At 40.5% G+C, this 22,713-nt stretch carries 9 protein-coding genes; 5 read left to right on the plus strand and 4 right to left on the minus strand.

All coding sequences use genetic code 11. The annotated features are described in order from the left end of the window. Positions 1–2: 2 nt before the first annotated feature. Entirely contained in the window at positions 3–1,145 is a 1,143-nt protein-coding gene (locus E4T79_RS00070) for a mannitol-1-phosphate 5-dehydrogenase (protein ID WP_135026701.1), read from the plus strand. A 130-nt stretch (positions 1,146–1,275) separates the two neighbouring features. On the opposite strand, the gene E4T79_RS00075 is transcribed toward E4T79_RS00070, so the two are convergent. The 4 genes from E4T79_RS00075 to E4T79_RS00090 form a co-directional block, all read right to left on the minus strand. Continuing rightward, positions 1,276–2,469 carry a cation diffusion facilitator family transporter gene (locus E4T79_RS00075; RefSeq protein ID WP_135026702.1) on the minus strand — a complete coding sequence of 398 codons (1,194 nt, stop codon included), beginning with the start codon at positions 2,467–2,469 and terminating at the stop codon, positions 1,276–1,278. A 514-nt stretch (positions 2,470–2,983) separates the two neighbouring features. Further along, a complete protein-coding gene (locus E4T79_RS00080; RefSeq protein ID WP_135026703.1) occupies positions 2,984–3,622 on the minus strand; it encodes a helix-turn-helix transcriptional regulator in 639 nt (212 codons plus the stop codon). Positions 3,623–3,791: 169 nt separating this feature from the next. After that, a complete protein-coding gene (pepT, locus tag E4T79_RS00085; protein ID WP_135026704.1) occupies positions 3,792–5,012 on the minus strand; it encodes a peptidase T in 1,221 nt (406 codons plus the stop codon). A 37-nt stretch (positions 5,013–5,049) separates the two neighbouring features. Continuing rightward, complete coding sequence (locus E4T79_RS00090; RefSeq protein ID WP_135026705.1) at positions 5,050–5,871, minus strand: Cof-type HAD-IIB family hydrolase; 822 nt, start codon at positions 5,869–5,871, stop codon at positions 5,050–5,052. Positions 5,872–7,510: 1,639 nt separating this feature from the next. On the opposite strand from E4T79_RS00090, the gene E4T79_RS00095 reads away from it, so the two are divergent. The 4 genes from E4T79_RS00095 to E4T79_RS00110 all read left to right on the plus strand — a co-directional run bounded on the left by E4T79_RS00095 (position 7,511) and on the right by E4T79_RS00110 (position 22,712). After that, on the plus strand, positions 7,511–8,083 hold the full coding sequence (locus E4T79_RS00095; RefSeq protein ID WP_135026706.1) for a TlpA disulfide reductase family protein: 573 nt from the start codon (positions 7,511–7,513) through the stop codon (positions 8,081–8,083). Positions 8,084–8,233: 150 nt separating this feature from the next. Further along, on the plus strand, positions 8,234–17,812 hold the full coding sequence (locus tag E4T79_RS00100; RefSeq protein WP_228063739.1) for an isopeptide-forming domain-containing fimbrial protein: 9,579 nt from the start codon (positions 8,234–8,236) through the stop codon (positions 17,810–17,812). 58 nt (positions 17,813–17,870) lie between these two features. After that, positions 17,871–19,319 (plus strand): G5 domain-containing protein, encoded by a 1,449-nt coding sequence (locus E4T79_RS11395; RefSeq protein ID WP_135026708.1) that lies wholly within the window; start codon positions 17,871–17,873, stop codon positions 19,317–19,319. A 1,563-nt stretch (positions 19,320–20,882) separates the two neighbouring features. After that, positions 20,883–22,712 carry a PTS sugar transporter subunit IIA gene (locus E4T79_RS00110; protein WP_135026709.1) on the plus strand — a complete coding sequence of 610 codons (1,830 nt, stop codon included), beginning with the start codon at positions 20,883–20,885 and terminating at the stop codon, positions 22,710–22,712. The last annotated feature ends 1 nt before the right edge of the window (position 22,713 follow it).

Consider the following 22,713-nt stretch of genomic DNA (forward strand, 5'->3'; position numbering starts at 1 on the left):
ACATGAAAAAAGCAGTCCACTTTGGTGCAGGAAATATCGGTCGCGGTTTTATCGGTGAAATTTTATTTGAAAATGGCTTTGAAATTGCCTTTGTTGATGTCAATGAGCAGATTATTGACGCTCTCAACGAACGCGGTAGCTATGAAATCGAGATTGCAGAAGAAGGGCAACGCCACATTGTTGTATCTGGTGTACGGGGGATTAATAATCGCATTCATCCTGAGGAAGTCGTAGTAGCTATTGCAGAGGCAAATCTAGTAACTACAGCGATTGGTCCAACTATTCTTCCCTTTATCGCAGGTCTTATAGCACAGGGCATTGAAGCACGCCGGGAGGCAGGAAATCTTCAGCCACTTGATATCCTTGCTTGTGAAAATATGATTGGTGGTTCTAGTTTTCTTTACGAAGAAGTGAAGAAACACTTGTCTGAAGCAGGTTTGACCTTTGCGGAGGAGCATATCGGTTTTCCAAATGCTGCGGTAGACCGGATTGTTCCTGCTCAAAATCATGAAGATCCACTTTTTGTCGTGGTGGAACCTTTCAATGAGTGGGTCGTTGAAACGCATGCCATGAAAAATCCTGACTTGAAACTGGGCAAAGTCCACTATGAAGCAGATTTGAAACCTTTTATTGAACGGAAACTATTCTCGGTAAACTCAGGACATGCAACATCAGCTTATATCGGGGCGCATTTCGGAGCTCAAACTATTTTAGAAGCACTTGAAAATCCAACTGTCAAGGCGAAAGTTGAAGCAGTACTTGCTGAAATCCGTAGCCTTTTGGTTGCCAAATGGGGCTTTGAAGCAAGAGCGCTTGAAGACTATCACAAGATTATCATCAGTCGCTTTGAAAATCCATTTATTATAGACGCTGTGACTCGGGTAGCTCGCACACCAATCCGCAAACTTGGCTATGATGAGCGCTTTATTCGTCCAATTCGAGAATTGAGGGAGCGTGGCTTGTCCTACGATGCCCTGCTTCAAACAGTTCGCTACATCTTTGAATATAAGGATGAAACAGATACTCAATCGCTAGAATTACAAGAGATGCTTGCCCAGGAATCTCTTACAAGTGTGATTGAGAAGGTGACAGGACTAACAGATTTAACCCTTGTTGCCGAAATTGCGACGGCAGTAGAAAGATAGAAAGTGGGATAAGGTCGAGCTTCCGCAGTCTTGATTGTTGTGATATGTTTATTCTAGCTCTGTCATTTCTGCATCGTTTTACCGACCACTTGATTTTGATTGTATATGACACAAAAACTGAACTAGTTTGCTAGTTCAGTTTTTGTGTTATTTGATGAAAGACGACCTGCCAGACTTCGTGGCGACGCCAGAGAGAGCTGTGGACCTTATCACCAATTTCAAAGGTGACCAGTTTTGATTTTTGGCTGATAGAAACCATTTGAAAATTGGTCAGATAGGTAGATTGGATGGGATGAGATTGTAACATCTGCTCCTTGTTGAGATAGTGTCCATTCTCATCAATCAAGAGATAGTCGTCCTTAATGAGATCTTGGTACCCTTTTTCATGTGCCTGAATTTCAGCTTCAAAGCGGTAGAGCTTATCAAAGAGATGTTCATACATCTCATCATGGGGAGTTTCAGACGGCTCAACATGGATATCAACATCAAAGACTCCATGTTTTAAAATCAAGAGTTGTTCGACTTGCTCCGTCACCTCATGACTTTCATAGACAGATAAATCAGGATTCATTTCAAGGACGATATCGAGGTAGATATTGGCTCCGTAGGTCCTACCACGTTGGGATTTGACTGCGCTAATCTTAGGTAGTTTGAGGATATCCGTTTTGTATTTATGGAGTAATTCTTCATCAAAACCGTCTGATAGAGTGAAGAAACTTTCCATGAAAATTTCGTAGGCTGTTCTTAAGATGAAGAAAGTGATGATAATGGCTGCAATTTTATCAATAATTGGAAATTGAAAGGCTGCTGCAAATACAGCAATAGAGGTTCCGATAGAGGTTAGGGCATCGGAGAGATTGTCCTTGGCTGTTGCTTCTAAGGCCTTTGAATGAACCTTTTTCGCTAAACGTTTATTATAGAGATATACGGCAAACATGACGAGGGCAGAGATGATTCCGATGATCGCACCCATGATATCAATCTCAACATTTTCCCTGCTGAGGAGTTTTTGGATAGTGCTATGGAGAACCTGAAAACCAACGACAAACATGATGAAAGAGGTAATGAGACTTGCCAGGTCTTCCATTTTCCAGTGACCAAATTTATGATCAGTATCCGCAGGTTTTCGTGCCATTCTTAGCCCAATCAGCACTGCGATATTGCCGATAATATCAGAAATATTATTAAAAGCATCCGCAGTCAGGGCATCCGAGTGGAAGAGGGATCCGGCAGCTAGCTTTGCACCAGATAAAATCACATAGGCGATAATCGACAAGACAGCACCGCGTTCAGCTAGTTTTAAATTGTATGCTTGTTGGTTCATAATCCCTCCTTTGTACTTGCTTCATTGTAGCAGAATGAAAGGGATTTTTCAAGGGGAGAGAAAAGGGGTCAGCCGAAGTTTCTATTCGTTACTCATCTACAGCCTCTCTTAGTAGACGGTTATGCCCTGTTGAAGCGATCAAGGGTCATCATCAAATGAAATGCAGGGAATAGCCAGCTAGCTACCGTCAGTGTTCTGGTTCGGGCTACAATCCACTGGAGTATCTCCCTCTCTCTTTAGTTTTTTGGTTCGGGCTACAATACTCGACTGGAGTATTCCCTCTCTCTTTAGTTTTCTGGTTCGGGCTACAATACTCGACTGGAGTATTCCCTCTCTCTTTAGTTTTCTGGTTCGGGCTACAATACTCGACTGGAGTATTCCCTCTCTCTTTAGTTTTTTGGTTCGGGCTACAATACTCCAGTGGAGTATTGTACTCCCCTAAGTTGATAGCGCTACATCAAAGTATTCGTCCGATAGGTGGTTATGAAACCGAGATTTTGTTTCAGCCTTGAAGTTATTTCATCATCAAAAAGACCAAATGTTCAAAATCAATCGTAGTAGTGAATATACCTGTTTGAAGTTCGATACTGTTTTCATGGACAGCTTTTACTTGGCTGAAAGGATAGTGATTTCCTCCAAAAAATCGATTGATATTAGTATAAGCCTTGCATTTTCCGAGGGAAATTTGATTATGGCTTGTATAATCTTCCTCCTTTTTTACGAGAATATCGACACAGCGGTGGAGGTTAAAGTAGCCGTAGCGTTGATGTTTTTCAAAGCAAACCATATTTTGGTAAAGACCAACGATTTTGATATTCCGTAGAACCTGATACCACATGGTGTTGAGAGAAACATCACAGACTTTACCAAGATAGTATTGGATAGAAAGGTTGGTAGTTAACTGAGGTTTTGTTTCTGATGCCAGGTAATCTGAATCTTGCTGGATAGGTAAATCGATTTCTTCTTGAACCAGTTGGTCCAAACTGATGTCTGCAAAATCAGCAATCTTTACCAGCATGTGCAGGTCAGGAATAGAGCTACCATTTTCCCATTTAGAGATAGATTGGCGGCTGACAGCAAATCTTTCAGCAAGTTGTTCCTGTGATAGTTGATGAAGAGTTCGAATGAGACGGATTTTTTCATTTAGTAACATAGTGTCACCTCCTTAATTCTATTCTATCAAATGGGGGGATTTCCGCCAAGAAAGCTTCGTTTACATCTTGCTACTCTTGGTTGCACGTGAAAAAAACGCCTTAGACCATTGAGAAAGAAGTAGTTTTTTTCTCTATTTTGGCATAAAAGGCGTTTATAGTGTTCTTATTTTATCGATGTCCAACAATACCCAAAATAACATCAACGGCTTTTTCCATAGTTTCAAAGCTAACAAATTCAAAGCGTCCGTGCATGTTTTCACCACCTGCAAAGATATTTGGAGTTGGAATCCCCATGAACGAAATCTTAGACCCGTCTGTTCCGCCACGGACTGGCTCGATAATCGGCTTGATATCCAGATTTTCCATGACCTCTTTTGCGATGGTAATTGATGTCATGTCTTTTTCGATAATTTTCTTCATATTATAATATTGATCATGAAGATTGACGATAATCCTTGGTGTATCAAACTCTTGGTTCATCTTTTCTGCAATATCTAACATCAACTGCTTGCGGGCTTGGAAATCAGCTTCTTCAAAATCACGAATAATATAAGATGTATGTGCTTGATCTACGCTTCCTGCCATATCCATTAGGTGGAAGAACCCTTGGTAACCGTCTGTCTTTTCAGGACGATCTGCTTCTGGAAGAGCAGTGTGGAAATCAATGGCTAATTGGAAAGCATTGATCATTTGATCTTTAGCAGAACCTGGATGAACATTCCGTCCGATAAAGTCAATCTTGGCAGCAGCAGCACTAAATGTTTCGTATTGAAGTTCGCCAAGCGGACCACCGTCCATGGTGTAGGCAAAATCGACATCAAAATCTTTTACATCAAACTTATCTGCCCCCACCCCAATTTCTTCATCAGGGCCAAATCCGACTCGAATTTCGCAGTGCTTGATTTCAGGATGTGTTACCAGATACTCAATGGCTGTCATGATTTCAGCGATTCCTGACTTATCGTCTGCTCCAAGCAAGGTGGTTCCGTCTGTCGTAATCAAGGTTTGACCATGGTAATTGTTTAATTGAGGGAAGTCTTTTGGATGAAGTTCGAAGCCAGATGTACCAAGAGTAATCGGTTTGCCATCGTAGTTTTCAATGATTTGTGGATTTACACCCTCGGCATTAAAGTCTGCTGTATCCATGTGGGCAATAAAGCCAATCTTGCGGGTCAAACTGGGATCATTGGCAGGTAATGTCCCGATTGCAAATCCGTTTGGTAGATAATGGATATTTTGAAGTCCGATACGTTCCATTTCAGGAAGCAGGATATTTTGGGCAAAGTCTACCTGATTCTGTGTGCTAGGTGTAGTGGTTGAATTCTCGTCTGAGCGTGTGTTTTTTTTCACGTAGACAAGGAAGCGGTCTAAAAGAGTAGGGTATTTCATGTTTTTCTCCTTTTATATTTTATGGAATGTTCATATTTCAGGAATGTTCGCCAATAATGTGTTTGTAAATAGCTTTAGCGACCCCATCTTGATCATTTGTATCAGTGATATCATCTGCTAGAGATTTGACGAGATCATTGGCATTGCCCATTGCAATGGAAAGACCTGCAAATGTAAGCATTTCGATGTCGTTATTGGCATCTCCGATAGCCATAATTTCCTCTGGTAAAATCTGCAAATGATCCGCTAGTTTTTTCAAGGCAGACGCCTTGTTGGTGCCTGCTGGTAAGATTTCGAGCAGGACAGCTTGAGAGCGAACAACATCAAAGTTTTCGCTAAGCGTTGATGCATGTTTGGTTTCAAAAGCATCCGTTGCTTCCTGTGTACCGACAAACATGGCTTGGAAAAGGTGACGGGTCTGGTTGGTGGCATTCTCCATGCTTAAAATAGTCGGTTCAACGTAGACCAGCTTGGCATCGGCGTGTGAGTATTGGTTGGGTTCGTCTTCAAGGACATAGTAGTGTTCCTCGTCGAATAAGGTTAATTGCATGGAGCTTTCTGGTAGGAAAGTTGCGAGGTATTCGATTTGTTCAGGTGATAGTTCAGCCCAGTCGATAAGTTTCCAGTCACTTGTTTGATGGGTTGAACAGCCATTATTGACAATGACGTATTCATTTTCTGCATCCAGTCCCAACTGGTTAAAATAGGGTTTAACACCCGTCAACATTCGCCCAGTACAAAGGACTAGCTTGACACCACTTTGAACAGCCTTGTGAATTGCTTTAATTTGTGGTTCAGTCAGCTGTTTCTGACTATTTAGCAGAGTACCGTCCATATCAAGGGCAAGTAATTTTATCATAGATTCCTCCTTTAGTATTCTATAGATTAGTATAGCATAAAAAAACAGTCCAGTGGACTGTTTTTTCACTCATGATGAACCAGTCACATGTAGTCAATCTAGTGAACTGTTTTTCACGCATCACGAACCAGCCACCTGTGTTCAATCTAGTGTACTGTTTTTTACGCATCATGAAGCAGCGACCTGCATTCAGTCCAATGGACTGTTTTTTCACTCATGATGAACCAGTCACATGTGGTAAATCTAGTGAACTATTTTTCATGCATCATGAAGCAGCGACCTGCGTTCAGTCCAGTGTACTGTTTTTTCACGTATGATGAACCAGTCACCTGTGGTCAATCTAGTGAACTATTTTTCACTCATGATGAAGCAGCGACCTGCGTTCAGTCCAATGGACAGTTTTTTCACGTATGATGAACCAGTCACCTGTGGTCAATCTAGTGAACTATTTTTTCACGCATGATGAACCAGTCACCTATGGTCAATCTAGTGAACTGTTTTTTCAGGCATCATGAAGCAGCGACCTGCGTTCAGTCCAGTGGACAGTTTTTTCACGTATGATGAAGCAGTTACCTGTGTTCAATCTAGTGAACTGTTTTTTACGCATCACGAACCAGTAACCTGCGTTCAATCTAGTGAACTGTTTTTTACGCATGATGAAGCAGTCACCTGTGTTCAATCTAGTGAACTGTTTTTTCACGAGCTTGTTAAAGTTCTAGCAAGTTGGTTCTAGGTGTTCACGAGCGAGAAAAGGAGAATGTGGAGGGGATTGTCTATTAGACTGTAACTAGGTGGTATATAGACGATACAGGATAGCCACGGTTTGAGCATGGTTTTTGTCTTAGTTTTCTCTATACGTTCTCTTCTATAGTAAAGAAGACAAACTTTTGGGGTTACTGTTTAAAAATCAGAAAAGAAGCTCAGTGGATTTTTGGTAAAGGCTATAGATGAGGTTATCTGTACAATTTTTAGTTACTATCAGATAGGAAAACACGCAAGAAGAGCATAAATATATGAGTCTTTGATATACTACGTATATCAAAGGTTTGACTACTAGTCAAACCTTATAACTAACAGTCTTTGTATAGAAAGCAAGAATAACCTATGATAGCTATGTATTTTTACAACAGTACATATATTAATATATGCATATTATAGCTTTAAAAATAAGGATATATATGCTTGTTAAGATGCTTCTGATATAGGTTATATAGTCATTTCGTTTATCTTTTATTACTTCGTTCACTCGCTTTGCCGTACTCCAGTACAGCCTGCAGCTCCTTGCCTAGTACTAAAAAATAAACTAAAAGGCTATACTCGACAAAAATCAACTCTTCCACGGATCTTTACATTGTGAAACTTCAAGTTCCACTTTCGGTTTAGGGGAGGGGAGCTTTGCTATCTTATCTCTACGTTTTTGCAATTATTCTACATTGTGAAAACTGGCCAGATGTTGATTTTTATAGAGCACTATAAGAGTGTCTCAACGAGAGAATTGTTGGTGAAACAAATTTAGAAAAGAGGGAGAAAAGATGAAAGATAAACGGACGGTATTCTTGTGTTTCAGTGACATTGAATAAGGGTTGGGATGGAGGGAATATGATGACAGATATTGATATTACAAGGGAGGAATAATGAGATGAAATGGAAAGATAGATGGTGGTTGCCATTCTTAATAGTAGGCTTGATTGTTACTGCAGGTATTTGGGCATCCTATCATCTAGTAAGATCACCAGATCTCAGTCAAACGAAAGAACAGATGATACCTCTTTCTAATTCAGCTTTAGAACTAGAAGGAAGCAGGATTCCAGAATTTAGGGTAATCGACAAAAATGGACTTCATAAGACAGAGGCAGACTTTTCTGATAAGCCAATGCTCATTGTAGAATGGGCTAGTTGGTGTCCAGATTGTCAAAAGCAGTTACCAGTGGTTCAAGAAGTTTATAAAAAATATGGTGATAAAGTGAACTTTGTCATGATCAACTTAAGCGATCCTAAAATGGAGACGAAAGAACAGGCTGACCACTATATCAAACAGGAGGGGTTTCATTTTCCTTATTACTATGATAATGGTCAACAGGCAGCTGATTCTTTAAAGGTCCAATCTATTCCAACGATGTATTTTGTGGATAAAGATCAACAAGTGAAAAAGGTAGTGATTCGTTTTCAAGATGAAGCATCGCTAGAAGCTCAGCTCAAAACAATCTTGTAATTTTAATAGGTGAAGAAAAAAGAAGGGAGAGGCAACAAAGAAGCTAGATTGCTAGCTTAGTATGTCACGTTAAACATGAAAAATATAGTAAAAAAGGTATTAATCTTACTACTAGGACTATCATTATTAATACCTATAGGAATTTTCCAATTGTTATCGGTTAGTGCGGAAAGTACATCTTCCTCTCTAAAAGTAGAAACGATTGGGAATGCAACGATTACATCTGATGGCTGTCAGCGTAAAATAGAGAAAACTGAAAAAGTCAAATGGACCTTGCCACGTCAGCCGATTGATTTGGTTATTCTACAGGATACGAGTGGTTCTTTCAAAGATACAATTGGAAAAGTACAGCAGGCTTTGAAAGAGTTAACAACACCAGTAGCACTGGATGCATATGATCCTAAGAATCCGCGTTTGATTTTTACAAATGATAAGGATACAACTGACCGAGTTATGATCAATACTTTCCAAGGACTTGATGGGGAGCACTTGTTTGATACTAGGGGACGAAGAGGTGGCTATATTGATAGTAATTTTTCTACCTTGGTTGAGAACATTCCAGAAACAGACCGTAAGTATAGGTATCAGATACATGCATCAGGACTTTTAAATGATACAAAAGCCATCAATGATAAAATCAATGCTTTTGTGACCAATGGTGGAACACCGACTGTACCTGCTATTGAAGATACGATTGCAGAATACCATAAAATAAAAGGTGACATGAAGAACAATCGGAAAACGGTTTTCCTGCTTGTCACAGACGGTGTGGCTAATGGGGTACGTAAGAACGGAAAAGTCTATATTGAACGAAGCAACTATAGGAGCTATGCTTTGAGCAATTATTTTAAAAGCCAAGGCGTTCCCGAAGCAAGTAGGTATATCCCAGAAGCGGGGCAAAACTACTTGGATCGTGCAAAAGAGTTGGTAGAGGCAGGCGATAAGTTAAAAGCTCTTGTAGCAGGTCAAGCAGATAATACCAAAGATGATGGTGCAGTTGTCGTAGGTTTCTGGGAAGATGTACCCTCCTTTACTAAAGGTGGGTCATACGGAACTGCTTATCTAAAAGGACTGAATGGAACGGGTGTTTCGATTGGTGATAATAGACCCGTACAGACAATTTTCCATGAAGCTTTGCAAAAAGTAGCGACTAATAATAGTTACTATGTCAATGAACAAAAAGATGCTAAAGCCTTTGCGGATAAAATACTAAAAGCTGTCGGTCAAGCTTTGGTAAAAGAAAATGTTGAGGGAGAATTTCAGGTTACAGAGGGCTATACGGTTGATGCTGTTCGTATTAATGGAAAAACTGTAGTAGAAACTGTGAAAGATCCTAAAAAGCAAATTCAAGGATCTGTCAAACAAAATGGTAGCAAGGTCACAATTTCTGTTCCAGATAGTGTCTTCAATCCAGGTGATAATAAGTTTGATTATGATTTGAGTCGGTCTACAAAAGCTGAAATTGTAGATGAAGAAAATGAGGTGGATCCTCCTGCAGATTACAAACCAAAGAAAGAAACCGTTGAAGTTCCACAGTTAACTGGTAAGTTTAAAGTCGGTGAGTACGAAACAGCAGAGCTAGGAAGTAGAACTCCACAAACAGTTGAAGTGCAAGAATTAGCGTATTGTTATCCAACTGTTACCAAAACAATTAAGGATCGCAATCAAGAAAATGATTTGGGGAGTGTTGAAGATCCGTTGAAATTAAGTAAAAAACCTTCCTACAGCGCTTTACTGGATGCAGCTAGCGAAACTTTTACCTATACTGTGAACTATAGCTATAACAATGTGCCATATGAATTCAAAAACAATGTTATGCTTGTGGATCCATTGGACTATCGTTTAGAGGTTGTAGATGTAGTTGCTTCTGATTCGAGCGGACAGACCTACAACACAAGAACCGTTGAAAAATCTGATGCAGACGGTCACAAACAGACAATAGTTGTGGCAGATGTACCAGCTAAAAAGGCTTCCTATGAACATTTATTGCTTAAGAAAGCAACGATGACAATCACGGTTCGTCTGAAAGCAGAGTATCAAGATAAGAAAAATAGGGACTACCTGAAATTGCTACAAGATAGCCAAGGATTTGGTCTTGCAAACCAGGCTTCGATTCTTTGGAATGGCAGCACCCATCCAGATGAAACGGAACACTTGAAAGCAACACCAGATGGTCGGGATACTGTCCGCCGTTCGAATGCAGTATATGTGAAACCTCCAGTAGAATCGGAGATAACAAAAGCTGTTAACAATAAAGAACATGAGGATTTACGTACTCCTGCTGAAGAATTTACTTATACGGTAAAGAGTCCATGGCCAGGAATTGCTGATTCCTTTGAACTAACAGATACAGTCGTAGATGAACTGGAGATAGTACCAAATAGTGCACGTGTTACTATTTCCGATAAATCATATGAACGTCAAGGACTGATTGCTACGGTTGATAGTCAAAAAATCTCGGTGAAACTAGACAAGAAGTCTATCGATACGATTACCCGTTTAGTGACTAGAAAATCATCAGAATTGCCAGAAGTTATTTTAACATTTAAGGCAAAAATTAGAGATAATGCAGATGTTTCTAAGTATAATAAAAATGGAGTTATTAAGGTACCAAATACGGCTGATCTTATCTTAAATGGACGTGATCCACTTACTTCAAATAAGGTTACCGTTACCCCACCTAAACCAACAGAACCCTCTGTATCAAAACGGATTAACGATACTTTGACAGAGTTTACAACCTTTGATCATGTGCCATATACTTATACCATTACAAGCTCAATTCCCAATGACATTGGTCGGTATAAGAAATTTGTGATAAAGGATACATTGGATTCTAAGCTTGAATTTGATGGTGTGCCTACAATCAAAGGGACTGCTGCTGATTTATTTGATGTAAGAGTGAATGGTCAAACCGTAACAGCTACTGTTAAAGCAGATAAGTTTGCTGATCTTGCTAAGTTTTCAGTGGTTGAATTAGAGATTCCATCAAAAATTAAATCAGGTGTGAGTGCTACAGGGATTGAGAACAAGGCACATCTTGATGTGACGAATAAAGAAAATGTTGATAAAGAATTTGAAAGTAACCCTGTTAACGTCACGTCACCACCTGTAACAAAACGCATCAATGAGAAACAAACTCATTTAGATATCGCAAATGAACAGGAGTACACCTATAATGTAAAGGTTGCATTGCCGACAGATATTACTTCTTATAAGAAATTTATCATTTCTGATGTTGTAAATGATGAGTTGAAAGTTATCAATACAGACAGTAATAAACCAGTCATTAAAGGTGAAGCTGCTAAGTTCTTTGATGTAAAAGTAGAAGGACAGACCATTACTGCAACCATGAAAGATTTCAAGAATGCAGTAACTCTAGCAGAAAAAGAAGTTGAATTAGTCATTCCTTCGCACATTAAAGCTGGTGTCGTGACTGCTAATATACCAAATACAGCTAGAATTCAATTTACCAACAAGTCAGACACATCAGGTGAGAAAGAAACACCTCCTGTCACGGTCACTCCGCCAACGGATCCGACCATTGATAAGAAGATTAACGATACATTGACAGAAGCAACGGTAGGAATTCAAGAAGAATACAGCTACAGTATTACAAGTAAACTGCCGAATGATATTGCCCAATATAAATCGTATGTCATCACAGATACACTTGATTCCCGTTTAGAGTTCACCTCTATAGCACCATCTATTGAGGGTGAAGCAGCAAAATTCTTTGATATAAAAGTGGAAGGGCAAACAGTTACTGCCACAATGAAGAATATTGCTAAGGCAGGTAACTTGGGCAATCAATCTGTAAAATTGGTTATTCCAGCAAAAATCAAATCCGGCACAAAGGCTGAAGCACTTCCAAATACAGCGAAACTTTCGTATGTCAATAAACAAGATCAAGCAGGTGAGAAAGAAAGTAAGCCCGTTACGGTTACGCCACCTCCAATTGATAAGAAAGTAAACGATAAGCAGCATGTGGATTTAGGAAGCCTTTCTGAACAATTTACCTACATAATTGATACGAAGATTCCAAGTCTTGCCAACCAATTCGAAATCACAGATACTCTGGTTAACGAAGTAAGCTTTGCGGGAGATGTAGTGGTCAAAGTTGGTGGGAAAGAAATCCAAGGGGTAGCGGTTCAAAAAGAAGGACAAACGCTAACTGTATCGTTCAATAAAGAGCAGGTTGAAGCATATGCAAATCAAAGTGTTCAAGTGATGTTTGGAGCGAAAATTGGAAATGGTTTACCAGTAGACGAGCTAGTGAAGCGTTATCCAAATGAGACAAAGGATAAGGCACTCATTCCTAATACAGCAAGTTACGTGATAAATCATGATCCTAAAACCAAAAAAGATACAGATCCTGTTACGATAACTCCTCCGTCACCAAATTCTCCAGATATTGCGAAAAAGGTCAACGGGCTAGCTTCTGCGACACTTGCAAAACGTGATGAAGAGTTTACATATTCAATAGAAACTTCCATGCCGTTGAATGCTACTGCGTTTACAATCACAGACCGATTAGAAGACGTTCTTGAGTTTGCAGTTGAAAATGAGCCAGTCCGTGTAACACTTGAGGGTAAAGAAACAGCTGCGAAGATTGTGGCAAAGGAACAAAATCTCCAAGTTGATTTCCCAGAAGATATTGTAAAAGCGAATGGTGGCAAACCAATTGTTGTCACTTTTAAAGCAAAGATTAAGCAAGGAGCTAATCTGGCTGCTTATGCTGTAGAAGGTCAAACGACTATTCCAAATACAGCTAAGTATACGATTGATCATCGTCCAAATACAAGTAAAGATTCTAACGAAGTTCCTGTAACTCCTCCAACACCGGAAGAGCCAACGATTGAAAAGGATGTCAATGGTAAAGCAGCTGCAACACTAGCAAGTCGTGATGAAGTTTTCACCTATCATGTGAAAACTACAGTTCCACTCGATGCGACCGCCTTTTCAGTCAAAGATACACTTGTCGATGTTCTCGAATTTGTAGGTGGCGCTCCCCAAGCGACCCTCAAAGGTCAGGCGCTTGATACCGATCAAATTCGTATCAAAGGCCAGACCGTCACTGTTCAACTTACAGAGAACCAAGTTAAGGCTAACGGAGGTCAAGAACTCATCCTAACATTCCAAGCGAAGATTAAGGACGGTGCCAATCTTTCAGATTACATAACGAAAGAGGAGATAAGTGTACCGAATAAAGCTTCTTATGTTGCAGGCTTCCCACACCAACCTGAACTGGTGAAAGACTCCAATGAAGTCCCTGTTATTCCGCCAGCTCCAGAGTTGCCAACGATTGAAAAGGATGTCAATGGTAAAGCTACTGCAACACTGGCAAGTCGTGATGAGGTCTTCACCTATCATGTGAAAACTACAGTTCCACTCGATGCGACCGCCTTTTCAGTCAAAGATACGCTTGTTGATGTTCTCGAATTTGTAGGTGGCGCTCCTCAAGCGACCCTCAAAGGTCAGGCGCTTGATACCAATCAAATTCGTATCAAAGGCCAGACTGTCACTGTTCAACTTACAGAGGACCAAGTTAAGGCCAGCGGAGGTCAAGAACTCATCCTAACATTCCAAGCGAAGATTAAGGACGGTGCCAATCTTTCAGATTACACAACCAAAGAAAAGACAAGTGTACCGAATACAGCTTCTTATGTGGCACACTTCCCACACCAACCTGAACTGGTGAAAGACTCCAATGAGGTTCCTGTCATTCCGCCAACACCAGAAGAGCCAACGATTGAAAAGGATGTCAATGGTGGAGCTGCTGCAACACTGGCAAGTCGTGATGAGGTCTTCACCTATCATGTGAAAACCAGAGTTCCACTCGATGCGACCGCCTTTTCAGTCAAAGATACGCTTGTCGATGTTCTCGAATTTGCAGGAGATAGCCCTCAAGCGACCCTCAAAGGTCAGGCGCTTGATATCAACCAAATTCAGATTGAAGGCCAGACCGTCACCGCCCAACTTACAGAGGAGCAAGTTAAGGCCAGCGGAGGCCAAGAACTCATCCTAACGTTCCAAGCGAAGATTAAGGACGGTGCCAATCTTTCAGACTATACAACCAAAGAAAAGACAAGTGTACCAAATAAGGCTTCTTATGTGGCACACTTCCCACACCAACCTGAACTGGTGAAAGACTCCAATGAGGTTCCTGTCATTCCGCCAACACCAGAGTTGCCAACGATTGAAAAGGATGTCAATGGAGAAGCTGCTGCAACACTAACAAGTCGTGATGAGGTCTTCACCTATCATGTGAAAACCAGAGTTCCACTCGATGCGACCGCCTTTTCAGTCAAAGATACGCTTGTCGATGTTCTCGAATTTGTAGGAGATAGTTTCCAAGCAACCCTCAAAGGTCAAGCACTTGATGCAGGTCACATTCGTATCGAGGGCCAGACCGTCACTGCCCAACTTACAGAGGAGCAAGTTAAGGCCAGCGGAGGTCAAGAACTCATCCTAACATTCCAAGCGAAGATTAAGGACGGTGCAAATCTTTCAGATTACGCAACAAAAGAAAAGACAAGTGTACCAAATACAGCTTCTTATGTAGTTCACTTCCCACACCAACCTGAACTGGTGAAAGACTCCAATGAAGTTCCTGTAACTCCTCCAACACCAGAAGAGCCAACGATTGAAAAGGATGTCAATGGAGAAGCTGCTGTAACACTAACAAGTCGTGATGAAGTTTTCACCTATCATGTAAAAACCAGAGTTCCACTCGATGCGACCGCCTTTTCAGTCAAAGATACGCTTGTCGATGTTCTCGAATTTGCAGGAGATAGCCCTCAAGCGACCCTCAAAGGTCAGGCGCTTGATACCAAGCAAATTCAGATTGAAAGACAGACCGTCACTGTCCAGCTTACAAAGGAGCAAGTTAAGGCCAGCGGAGGTCAAGAACTCATCCTAACATTCCAAGCGAAGATTAAAGACGGTGCCAATCTTTCAGATTACGCAACCAAAGAAAAGACAAGTGTACCAAATACAGCTTCTTATGTGGCTCATTTCCCACACCAACCTGAACTGGTGAAAGAGTCCAATGAAGTTCCTGTTATTCCTCCAACACCAGAAGAGCCAACGATTGAAAAGGATGTCAATGGAGAAGCTGCCGCAACACTGGCAAGTCGTGATGAAATCTTCACCTATCATGTGAAAACCAGAGTTCCACTCGATGCGACCGCCTTTTCAGTCAAAGATATGCTTGTTGATGTTCTCGAATTTGCAGGAGATAGCCCTCAAGTGACCCTCAAAGGTCAAGCACTTGATGCAGGTCACATTCGTATCGAGGGCCAGACCGTCACTGCCCAGCTTACAGAGGAGCAAGTTAAGGCTAACGGAGGTCAAGAACTCATCCTAACATTCCAAGCGAAGATTAAAGACGGTGCCAATCTTTCAGATTACACAACCAAAGAAAAGACAAGTGTACCGAATACAGCTTCTTATATCGCAGGCTTCCCACACCAACCTGAACTGGTGAAAGAGTCCAATGAAGTTCCTGTAACTCCTCCAACACCAGAAGAGCCAACGATTGAAAAGGATGTCAATGGTAAAGCTGCTGCAACACTGGCAAGTCGTGATGAGGTCTTCACCTATCATGTGAAAACCAGAGTTCCACTCGATGCGACCGCCTTTTCAGTCAAAGATACGCTTGTCGATGTTCTCGAATTTGTGGGAGGTAGCCCTCAAGCGACCCTCAAAGGTCAGGCGCTTGATACCAATCACATTCGTATCGAGGGCCAGACCGTCACTGCCCAGCTTACAGAGGAGCAAGTTAAGGCTAACGGAGGTCAAGAACTCATCCTAACATTCCAAGCGAAGATTAAAGACGGTGCCAATCTTTCAGATTACACAACGAAAGAGAAGATCAGTGTACCGAATACGGCTTCTTATGTTGCAGGCTTCCCACACCAACCTGAACTGGTGAAAGAGTCCAATGAAGTTCCTGTCATTCCGCCAACTCCAACAGAACCAGAGATTGATAAAAAAATCAATGATAACTTGGAACATCTAGATGTAGAGCGGGAACAGACCTATATGTATAATGTGACGGTTGCTATTCCAAGTGATATTAAGTTCTATAAAGAATTTGTAGTATCCGATGAATTAGATGCCGCTTTGGAACTAGTTGAGACACCAGTTGCCTACGTTGATGGATACGATGCTGCGGATGTTTTGGACGTTCATACAGAAGGACGTAAAATTACTGTTTCTGTTAAGGATTTCAAACGTTTAGAAGGATTTAGTAAAATCCAAGTCTATATCTTATCTAAGATTAAAGCTGATGCAGATTTAGCGTCTTATGTGGACATGAAAGTTTTGAATGTTGCTTCTTTAGATTTTGTTAATAGTAATGGAATTCATGGGCAAAAAGAAACGAAACCTGTAACGGTAACTCCACCACCTCTACCAGATACTCCTCAACCACCAATACCAGGAGAGCCTTACAAGACAGTAAGTCGTGTTGATGGAGCAGAGCAAGCAAGTCGTCTGGACTTAGAGCAAGTAACAGATTTGTTCCGATTTGATATTGTCACTACAATTCCAGAAGATAAAGTAAACGAAAAAACAGAACTGACTAGCTTCATGATAACGGATACCTTGGATGCTCTCTTGAAGGTGGATGCTATTGCCTTTAAAATTGAACAACCTAAGTTTGCTCAAATGAAGCAGTCCGTTCAAGATCAACTAGATGAAGTGAATAAAAAATTAGAAGAGTTGAACGCTCGGACTAGCAATGTTGGAACAGTTGATGTTGCGCGTCAAGTTAAGGAGAAAGTCCAAGAGTTGACAAATCAGCTAGAGATTGCAAAAGTTAATTTGGAAAAATGGCTAGAAGAAAAAGCAGCTCAAAATGTAGCAAGCAATCCAAAAGACCCAGAGCCAGTTATGGATGCTTCAGAAATGCTAGAAGAAAAACCAGAAGATACTGTTTTGGACAAAACAGCAGGTGATAAGGTAAGCTCAGAATCAGGGGAAAGACCAGATACGGAAGAGCTAAACCCTGAACCGAAACAGGTTGAAGATGAGGAAGAAGCTAAGCTAAAAGCTGAGATTGTCGCATTAGAAGAAGCATTGAAAGTAGCTCAGACTGAACTTGAAAAAGTAGAGGCTGAACGAGATAATAGCTCAGTAACTTCTGCAGCAGATAAAGTGAATCTCCAGAGAGAAGCTGAGATGTTGACAGCAAAACTTGAAAAAATAGATAAGGCTATTGCAGTATTGACGAATACCAATGAAAAAGGTGAGTTGGATCTAGAGCGACTATCCAAAATTGCCAAGGTGACAGTTGATGGGCAGTATGTAGAAGTGGATATTGAGAATGCAGATATTCTAGAAGTTTTACGTGGTAGCAATGTAAGATTGATTATCTATTCCTCTATTAAAGATTCATCTACCTTAAGTGATGAGATTTATGCGAATGGTATTGAGAATACAGCTGATGTTACTTTCAACCATGATCCAAAGACTAAAAAACGAACCAACATGGTTAAAGTGGTACCGAAAAAACCATTCATACCAGTACCTCAACCACCACTACCGAAAGGTTCGATACCACCATCTCCAACACCTAGTGAGCCCGAGCCATTATCACCAAGCACACAACAGATTTTACCTAAGACAAATTCTACGAATACGCATCAGTTGGAAATTGTTTCTATTGTGGTATTTAATCTATTCATTATCGTTCTAATGCTTAGGAAGAAGAAATACAATTAATCTAGTATAGGAGGGAATCTCCCTCCTACACTTTAAAGTAATCTAGAAAGGGATTTTTATGAAAAAGAGAAAAATAGCTCAAATGTGTGGTGCAGTCCTAATTATTAATAGTCTTGGACTTGCAACCAGCCATTTATCCTCGTTACAACCAACAGTAGCATTTGCTCAGGCTGAAGAACCAGAACCTGATGAAGCGATTATGAGTGTTGCTGAAAAGAATGCGATTCTTAAGTTTAAAGATGCCTTAGATCAATTTGAGGACGATTTAAAAGAAGGGGAACAAGAATTAATTGAAATATCAATTGAAGATTCACAAGCTGCGTATGAGTCGGCACAACGTACGGTTGTCAGTGATGAAGGCAAGGCTATGTTACTTCCCTTGATTCAACGATACCAAGCATTAAAGGCACGTGCTGAACAGAAGAACGAAAGTGAAGACCAACCTAAGGACAATCCGAATGAGAACCCTCCGGTAGATCCAAATGACAATTCGAACGAGAATCCTCCAGTGGATCCTAAGGATAATCCAAATGAGAATCCCCCAGTAGATCCAAATGACAATTCGAACGAGAATCCCCCAGTAGATCCTAAGGATAATCCGAATGAAAATCCCCCGGTAGATCCTAAGGACAATCCAAATGAGAATCCTCCGGTAGATCCTAAGGACAATCCAAATGAGAATCCTCCAGTGGATCCTAAGGACAATCCAAATGAGAATCCTCCGGTAGATCCTAAGGACAATCCAAATGAGAATCCTCCAGCGGATCCTAAGGACGAACCAAAAGCAGATCCGAAAGTAGAAATTAAGGAAGAAGTGGTGCTGGCTTCAATTCCTTATAATAAAGTGAGAGAAGAAAATCCTAATTTGCCAAAAGATGTGGAACGAGTTAAAACATCTGGTAAAGAAGGTGTTGAAACCATCACTTATCAAGTTACTTATACAGACGGAAAAGTGACAGGACGCAGAGAAATAAAACGCGAAGTAACCACTTCAGCGGTTGATGAAATCATTGAAGTAGGGACTAAGGAAGCAAGGGTAATTTCTGTAATCGAGATTAAAACAGAGACAAACACAGAAGCAATCGCTTATACGACTGTATATGAAGAAAATCTTGAATTGCCAAAAGGTGAAAAACGAGTTAAAACATTAGGACAAAATGGAGTTGAAAGGATTATCTATCAAGTTACTTATACAGACGGAAAAGTGACAAACCGTACAGAAGTAAGACGTGAAATGATAACTCCAGTGGTGAATGAAGTGATTGAAATCGGAACAAAAGAACTCCTGTCACCCTCTCCAACACTTCAAAATACACTTCCAATGAACAAGGATTCTAACAATGAAACTTCGACCCAAGTTTACCCTCAGGTTCAACATCAAATGGAAAACAAACAGTTACCTGAAACAGGAGAACGTGCTAAAAATACAGGACTTATTTCAGGATTGATTGTCATGGGACTAGCATTTGTATCGTTTCTGGGTCGCGGTAAAAAGTATAAGAAATAATTTCTTTTGGGAGGTATTCTCAATGAAAGAAATATCATCAATAAATTACTACAAAAGTAGAACATTTATTTGTAAAAAGTGTCATCAAACAGTCACTACAACGGAGGGTGTTTTAGATAGACGAACTCAATTTTGTAGTGACCTATGTTCAAGACGCTATTGGCGTCATCCTCATCAGTATAAAAAAGTACAGTAATTCCGAGGAGACAGGGGAAAAAAGCCCGTTTCTACTTTCCAGAGTTTGTATCCACATTTCAGCGCAGCGGGTGTTTGCAGATGTATTTGTGGTTTACACTCTAAACCTGGTCTAATCAACTGTGCGGGTGGGAGTGACACGGTCTATTCCTAGACCGTGTCATCCCGAACCTAGAAAGTAAGAAGTGGGGAAAAATTTCAATCTGTCGAGTTCTTTCCTGCTCCCAAAGAACGTCAGTAGATTGCTAATGTTCTTGAAGAGCTGGAAGAGTAATTTCTCAGATACGCAAAAAGCAACGGCATCAAATCCGTTGCTTTTTGTGATGCAAGAGGCATGATATATCTGCTCCCCATACTCAAGATACGAGGGCGTTTAAAGCACACAGTGAAAATAGGACACTTGACGCAGTGCTAAGGCACTAGGAAAGTTTCTCTTTTTCACACAGTGCTTAGCCCGAGTTCACTTACTCAAGATACGAGGGCGTTTAAAAAGCGAATGAAGAATAGGAAATATGACGAGTGAAAAGCTCCAGTGGAGGTTTTCAGCCTATTTCCTTAAATATGAAAGAAATGTTCTGTCTTCGCCTGCTTTTCCTTTTAAGCCCGCGTTGTCTTGCAAACAATGACTCTGCTTTCTAGTTATTAAGCTCGGGTAGCCACACCTTGGGAGCTAGAAGTATTTATACCTAAAGGTAGCCATATCCGTAAGCGAACATAGTTCGCAACGGCTTCGTCTCTTTTTTGCACAGAGTTTAGGGCGTGTTCACTTACACCAAGATACGAGGGCGTTTAAAGCACATAGTGAAAATAGGAACACTTGACGCAGTGCTAAAGCACTAGGAAAGTTTCTCTTTTTCACACAGTGCTTAGCCCAAGTTCACTTACATCAAGATACAAAGCCCGTTAAAAACTCAAAGCAACAATAGAAAATCCGACGAGTGAAAAGCTCCAGTAGAGGTTTTCAGCCTATTTCCTTAAATATGAAAGAAATGTTCGGTCTTCGCCTACTTTCCTTGTTTATTTTTTTAGCCTGCGTTGTCTTACAATCAATAACCTCGCTTTCTATTTTTTAGACTCGGGTAGTATAGTCTTTTAGTTTATTTTAGTACTAGGCAAGGAGCTGCAGGCTGTACTAGAGTACGGCAAAGCGAGTTAACGAAGTAATAAAAGATAAACGAAATGACTATAGTAGTCAGGGGAGTGACTATTGCTATCTCTACAGTAATACAATACATTTTGTTGTCCCCCTACTGAATAGGTTACAATCAGCTACTTTTTTCAAACACAAAAGGAAAATTTACACCTTTTGTATTTTAATAAATCAAGGTATAATAGCAATAGAAAATGTAAGCGTTTTAGGAGGAGCGTATGAGAAGTGATTTAGTATTAGCTGTTTTATTGGACAATGACTATACTCCTGAGCAGACTCTTGCTGAAACTTTCAAGGTTTCTAAGCGCACGATACAAAATGATATTAAGCAATTAAATGGACTTGAGGCTGGATTTGTCATTAAAAAGCAGAAGTTAGGTTACAGTATTTCAATTACAAACAGTGACCTATTTCAGCAGTATTTTGACAGCCTAGAGTTTGATATTATGGACAGTCAAGAGATGCGTTTGGATAAAATCTGCTTCTTGTTGCTCCTTTCTTCAAGCTATATTACAATTCAATTCCTCGCAAATGAATTGTGTAGTAGCAGTAGTCAGATTAAGAAAGACTTGAAAAAGTTAGAACAACCCTTAAAGCAAAAAGGGTTGATTCTGGAGAAAAAAGCACACTATGGTATTCGGGTCAGAGCATCTCTAGCAGAAAAAATTGCTTGGCTATTACAACAGGACAGTTATCGAAGATTTATGACAGAATATCTCACAGAACCCCAACAAGCTCAACTGGGTCTACTGTTATCAGATTGGTTCCAATCCTGCGCTTACATTCCAGATATTCCAGAAATGCAACTTGCAGAGCAGGAATTCCTCTTACTCTTGTGTATGGAAATAGCATCAGGTTCCCTCGATTCAGAAGAGTTAGAATTGGTATTGGATCAGGATTTGGAGACTGTTAAGCAACTCTTTTCTAAGGAGAAGCGTGATTTTTTGGAAAATAGTTTGTCTATTCGGACTGGTCAACGGCGTGACACTAGCCCCTTATCCTTGAAAAAGCGAATTGGTGAATATTTTCAAGGTTTTGATGCACTTCATCAGACAGAATGTTCCAGTGATGAGGAGTTTTTAAATGTAGTTTGTCTACATATTGCGGCCTTAATTGAACGCTCACGCAAAGGGATTGTCAGTGTTAACCCCAATGCTAGTCATATCAGTAAGTACTATCCTGTCATGTATAATGAGGCTCTAAAGTTTTCCCGGTGGCTAGAAGAACTGTATCAGATTACTATTATCTCTGGGGAAATAGCCTATCTAGCAACCCATATGCTCGTTCCTTATCAGAAAGGGAGACAAAGGCGCTTGGAGCAGCGCTATAGGATAGGTGTTATTTGTTCCTCGGGTGGTGGTATTGCCCAGTTAGTTCATTTGAAACTAAGACGCATTTTTCCTAATGCTGTGATTCGCACCTTTTCTTTGCTAGAAAAGAAAAGGATTCAGAAATTCCAGCCTGATGTGATCTTTTCTATAGTGGCCTTGGACTTTTCCTTGCCATGTCCGGTCATTCACCTAGATGAAATTCAAGGAAACTTAGATGATTTGTCAATGGCAAGTTACCTAGATTCTTTTCACGGGTCTAGGTCGAGTTCTATGGGAGAGCTTTTTCTTGAATGGCTTTCGCCAAGTTTTTTTACCATAAGAGGAAAAGAGGACTATAGGGAGATTTTAGGTGAGTTAGCAAGTCAGCTAGAAGTACACAATCACCAGAGAGGCTATAAGCAATCGCTCTTAGAGAGAGAAGATTATCTGTCAACTATTTATGCTCATGGAGTGGCCATACCGCATCCCATGGAGATGAGAGGGAGAAACAATATTATCTCTGTCTGTTTACTGCCACATGGTGTCCAGACCGAGGGGCTTCAGCCCAAGGTTATTTTTATGGTATCGTTGAAAGAAAGAGAGGTTGAAAAACATCAAATTATTTCTCAGGTTCTGAGCAAGTTAATGGATAATCCATTAGGGGTTGAGGCGCTACTCAAAACGGAAAGCTATCCAGAATTTCGTTATACATTGAAACAATTATTGGAGGGAAAGTAGT

The organism is Streptococcus sp. LYSM12, from assembly GCF_004569635.1.
In the GTDB taxonomy this organism is placed as follows: Bacteria; Bacillota; Bacilli; order Lactobacillales; family Streptococcaceae; genus Streptococcus.

Coding starts and splice junctions, on each gene's coding strand:
- E4T79_RS00070 (WP_135026701.1), top strand. CDS start 3: ATGAAAAAAGCAGTCCACTTTGGTGCAGGAAATATCGGTCGCGGTTTT.
- E4T79_RS00090 (WP_135026705.1), bottom strand. CDS start 5,871: ATGATAAAATTACTTGCCCTTGATATGGACGGTACTCTGCTAAATAGT.
- E4T79_RS00110 (WP_135026709.1), top strand. CDS start 20,883: ATGAGAAGTGATTTAGTATTAGCTGTTTTATTGGACAATGACTATACT.
- E4T79_RS11395 (WP_135026708.1), top strand. CDS start 17,871: ATGAAAAAGAGAAAAATAGCTCAAATGTGTGGTGCAGTCCTAATTATT.
- E4T79_RS00080 (WP_135026703.1), bottom strand. CDS start 3,622: ATGTTACTAAATGAAAAAATCCGTCTCATTCGAACTCTTCATCAACTA.
- E4T79_RS00075 (WP_135026702.1), bottom strand. CDS start 2,469: ATGAACCAACAAGCATACAATTTAAAACTAGCTGAACGCGGTGCTGTC.
- pepT (WP_135026704.1), bottom strand. CDS start 5,012: ATGAAATACCCTACTCTTTTAGACCGCTTCCTTGTCTACGTGAAAAAA.
- E4T79_RS00095 (WP_135026706.1), top strand. CDS start 7,511: ATGAAATGGAAAGATAGATGGTGGTTGCCATTCTTAATAGTAGGCTTG.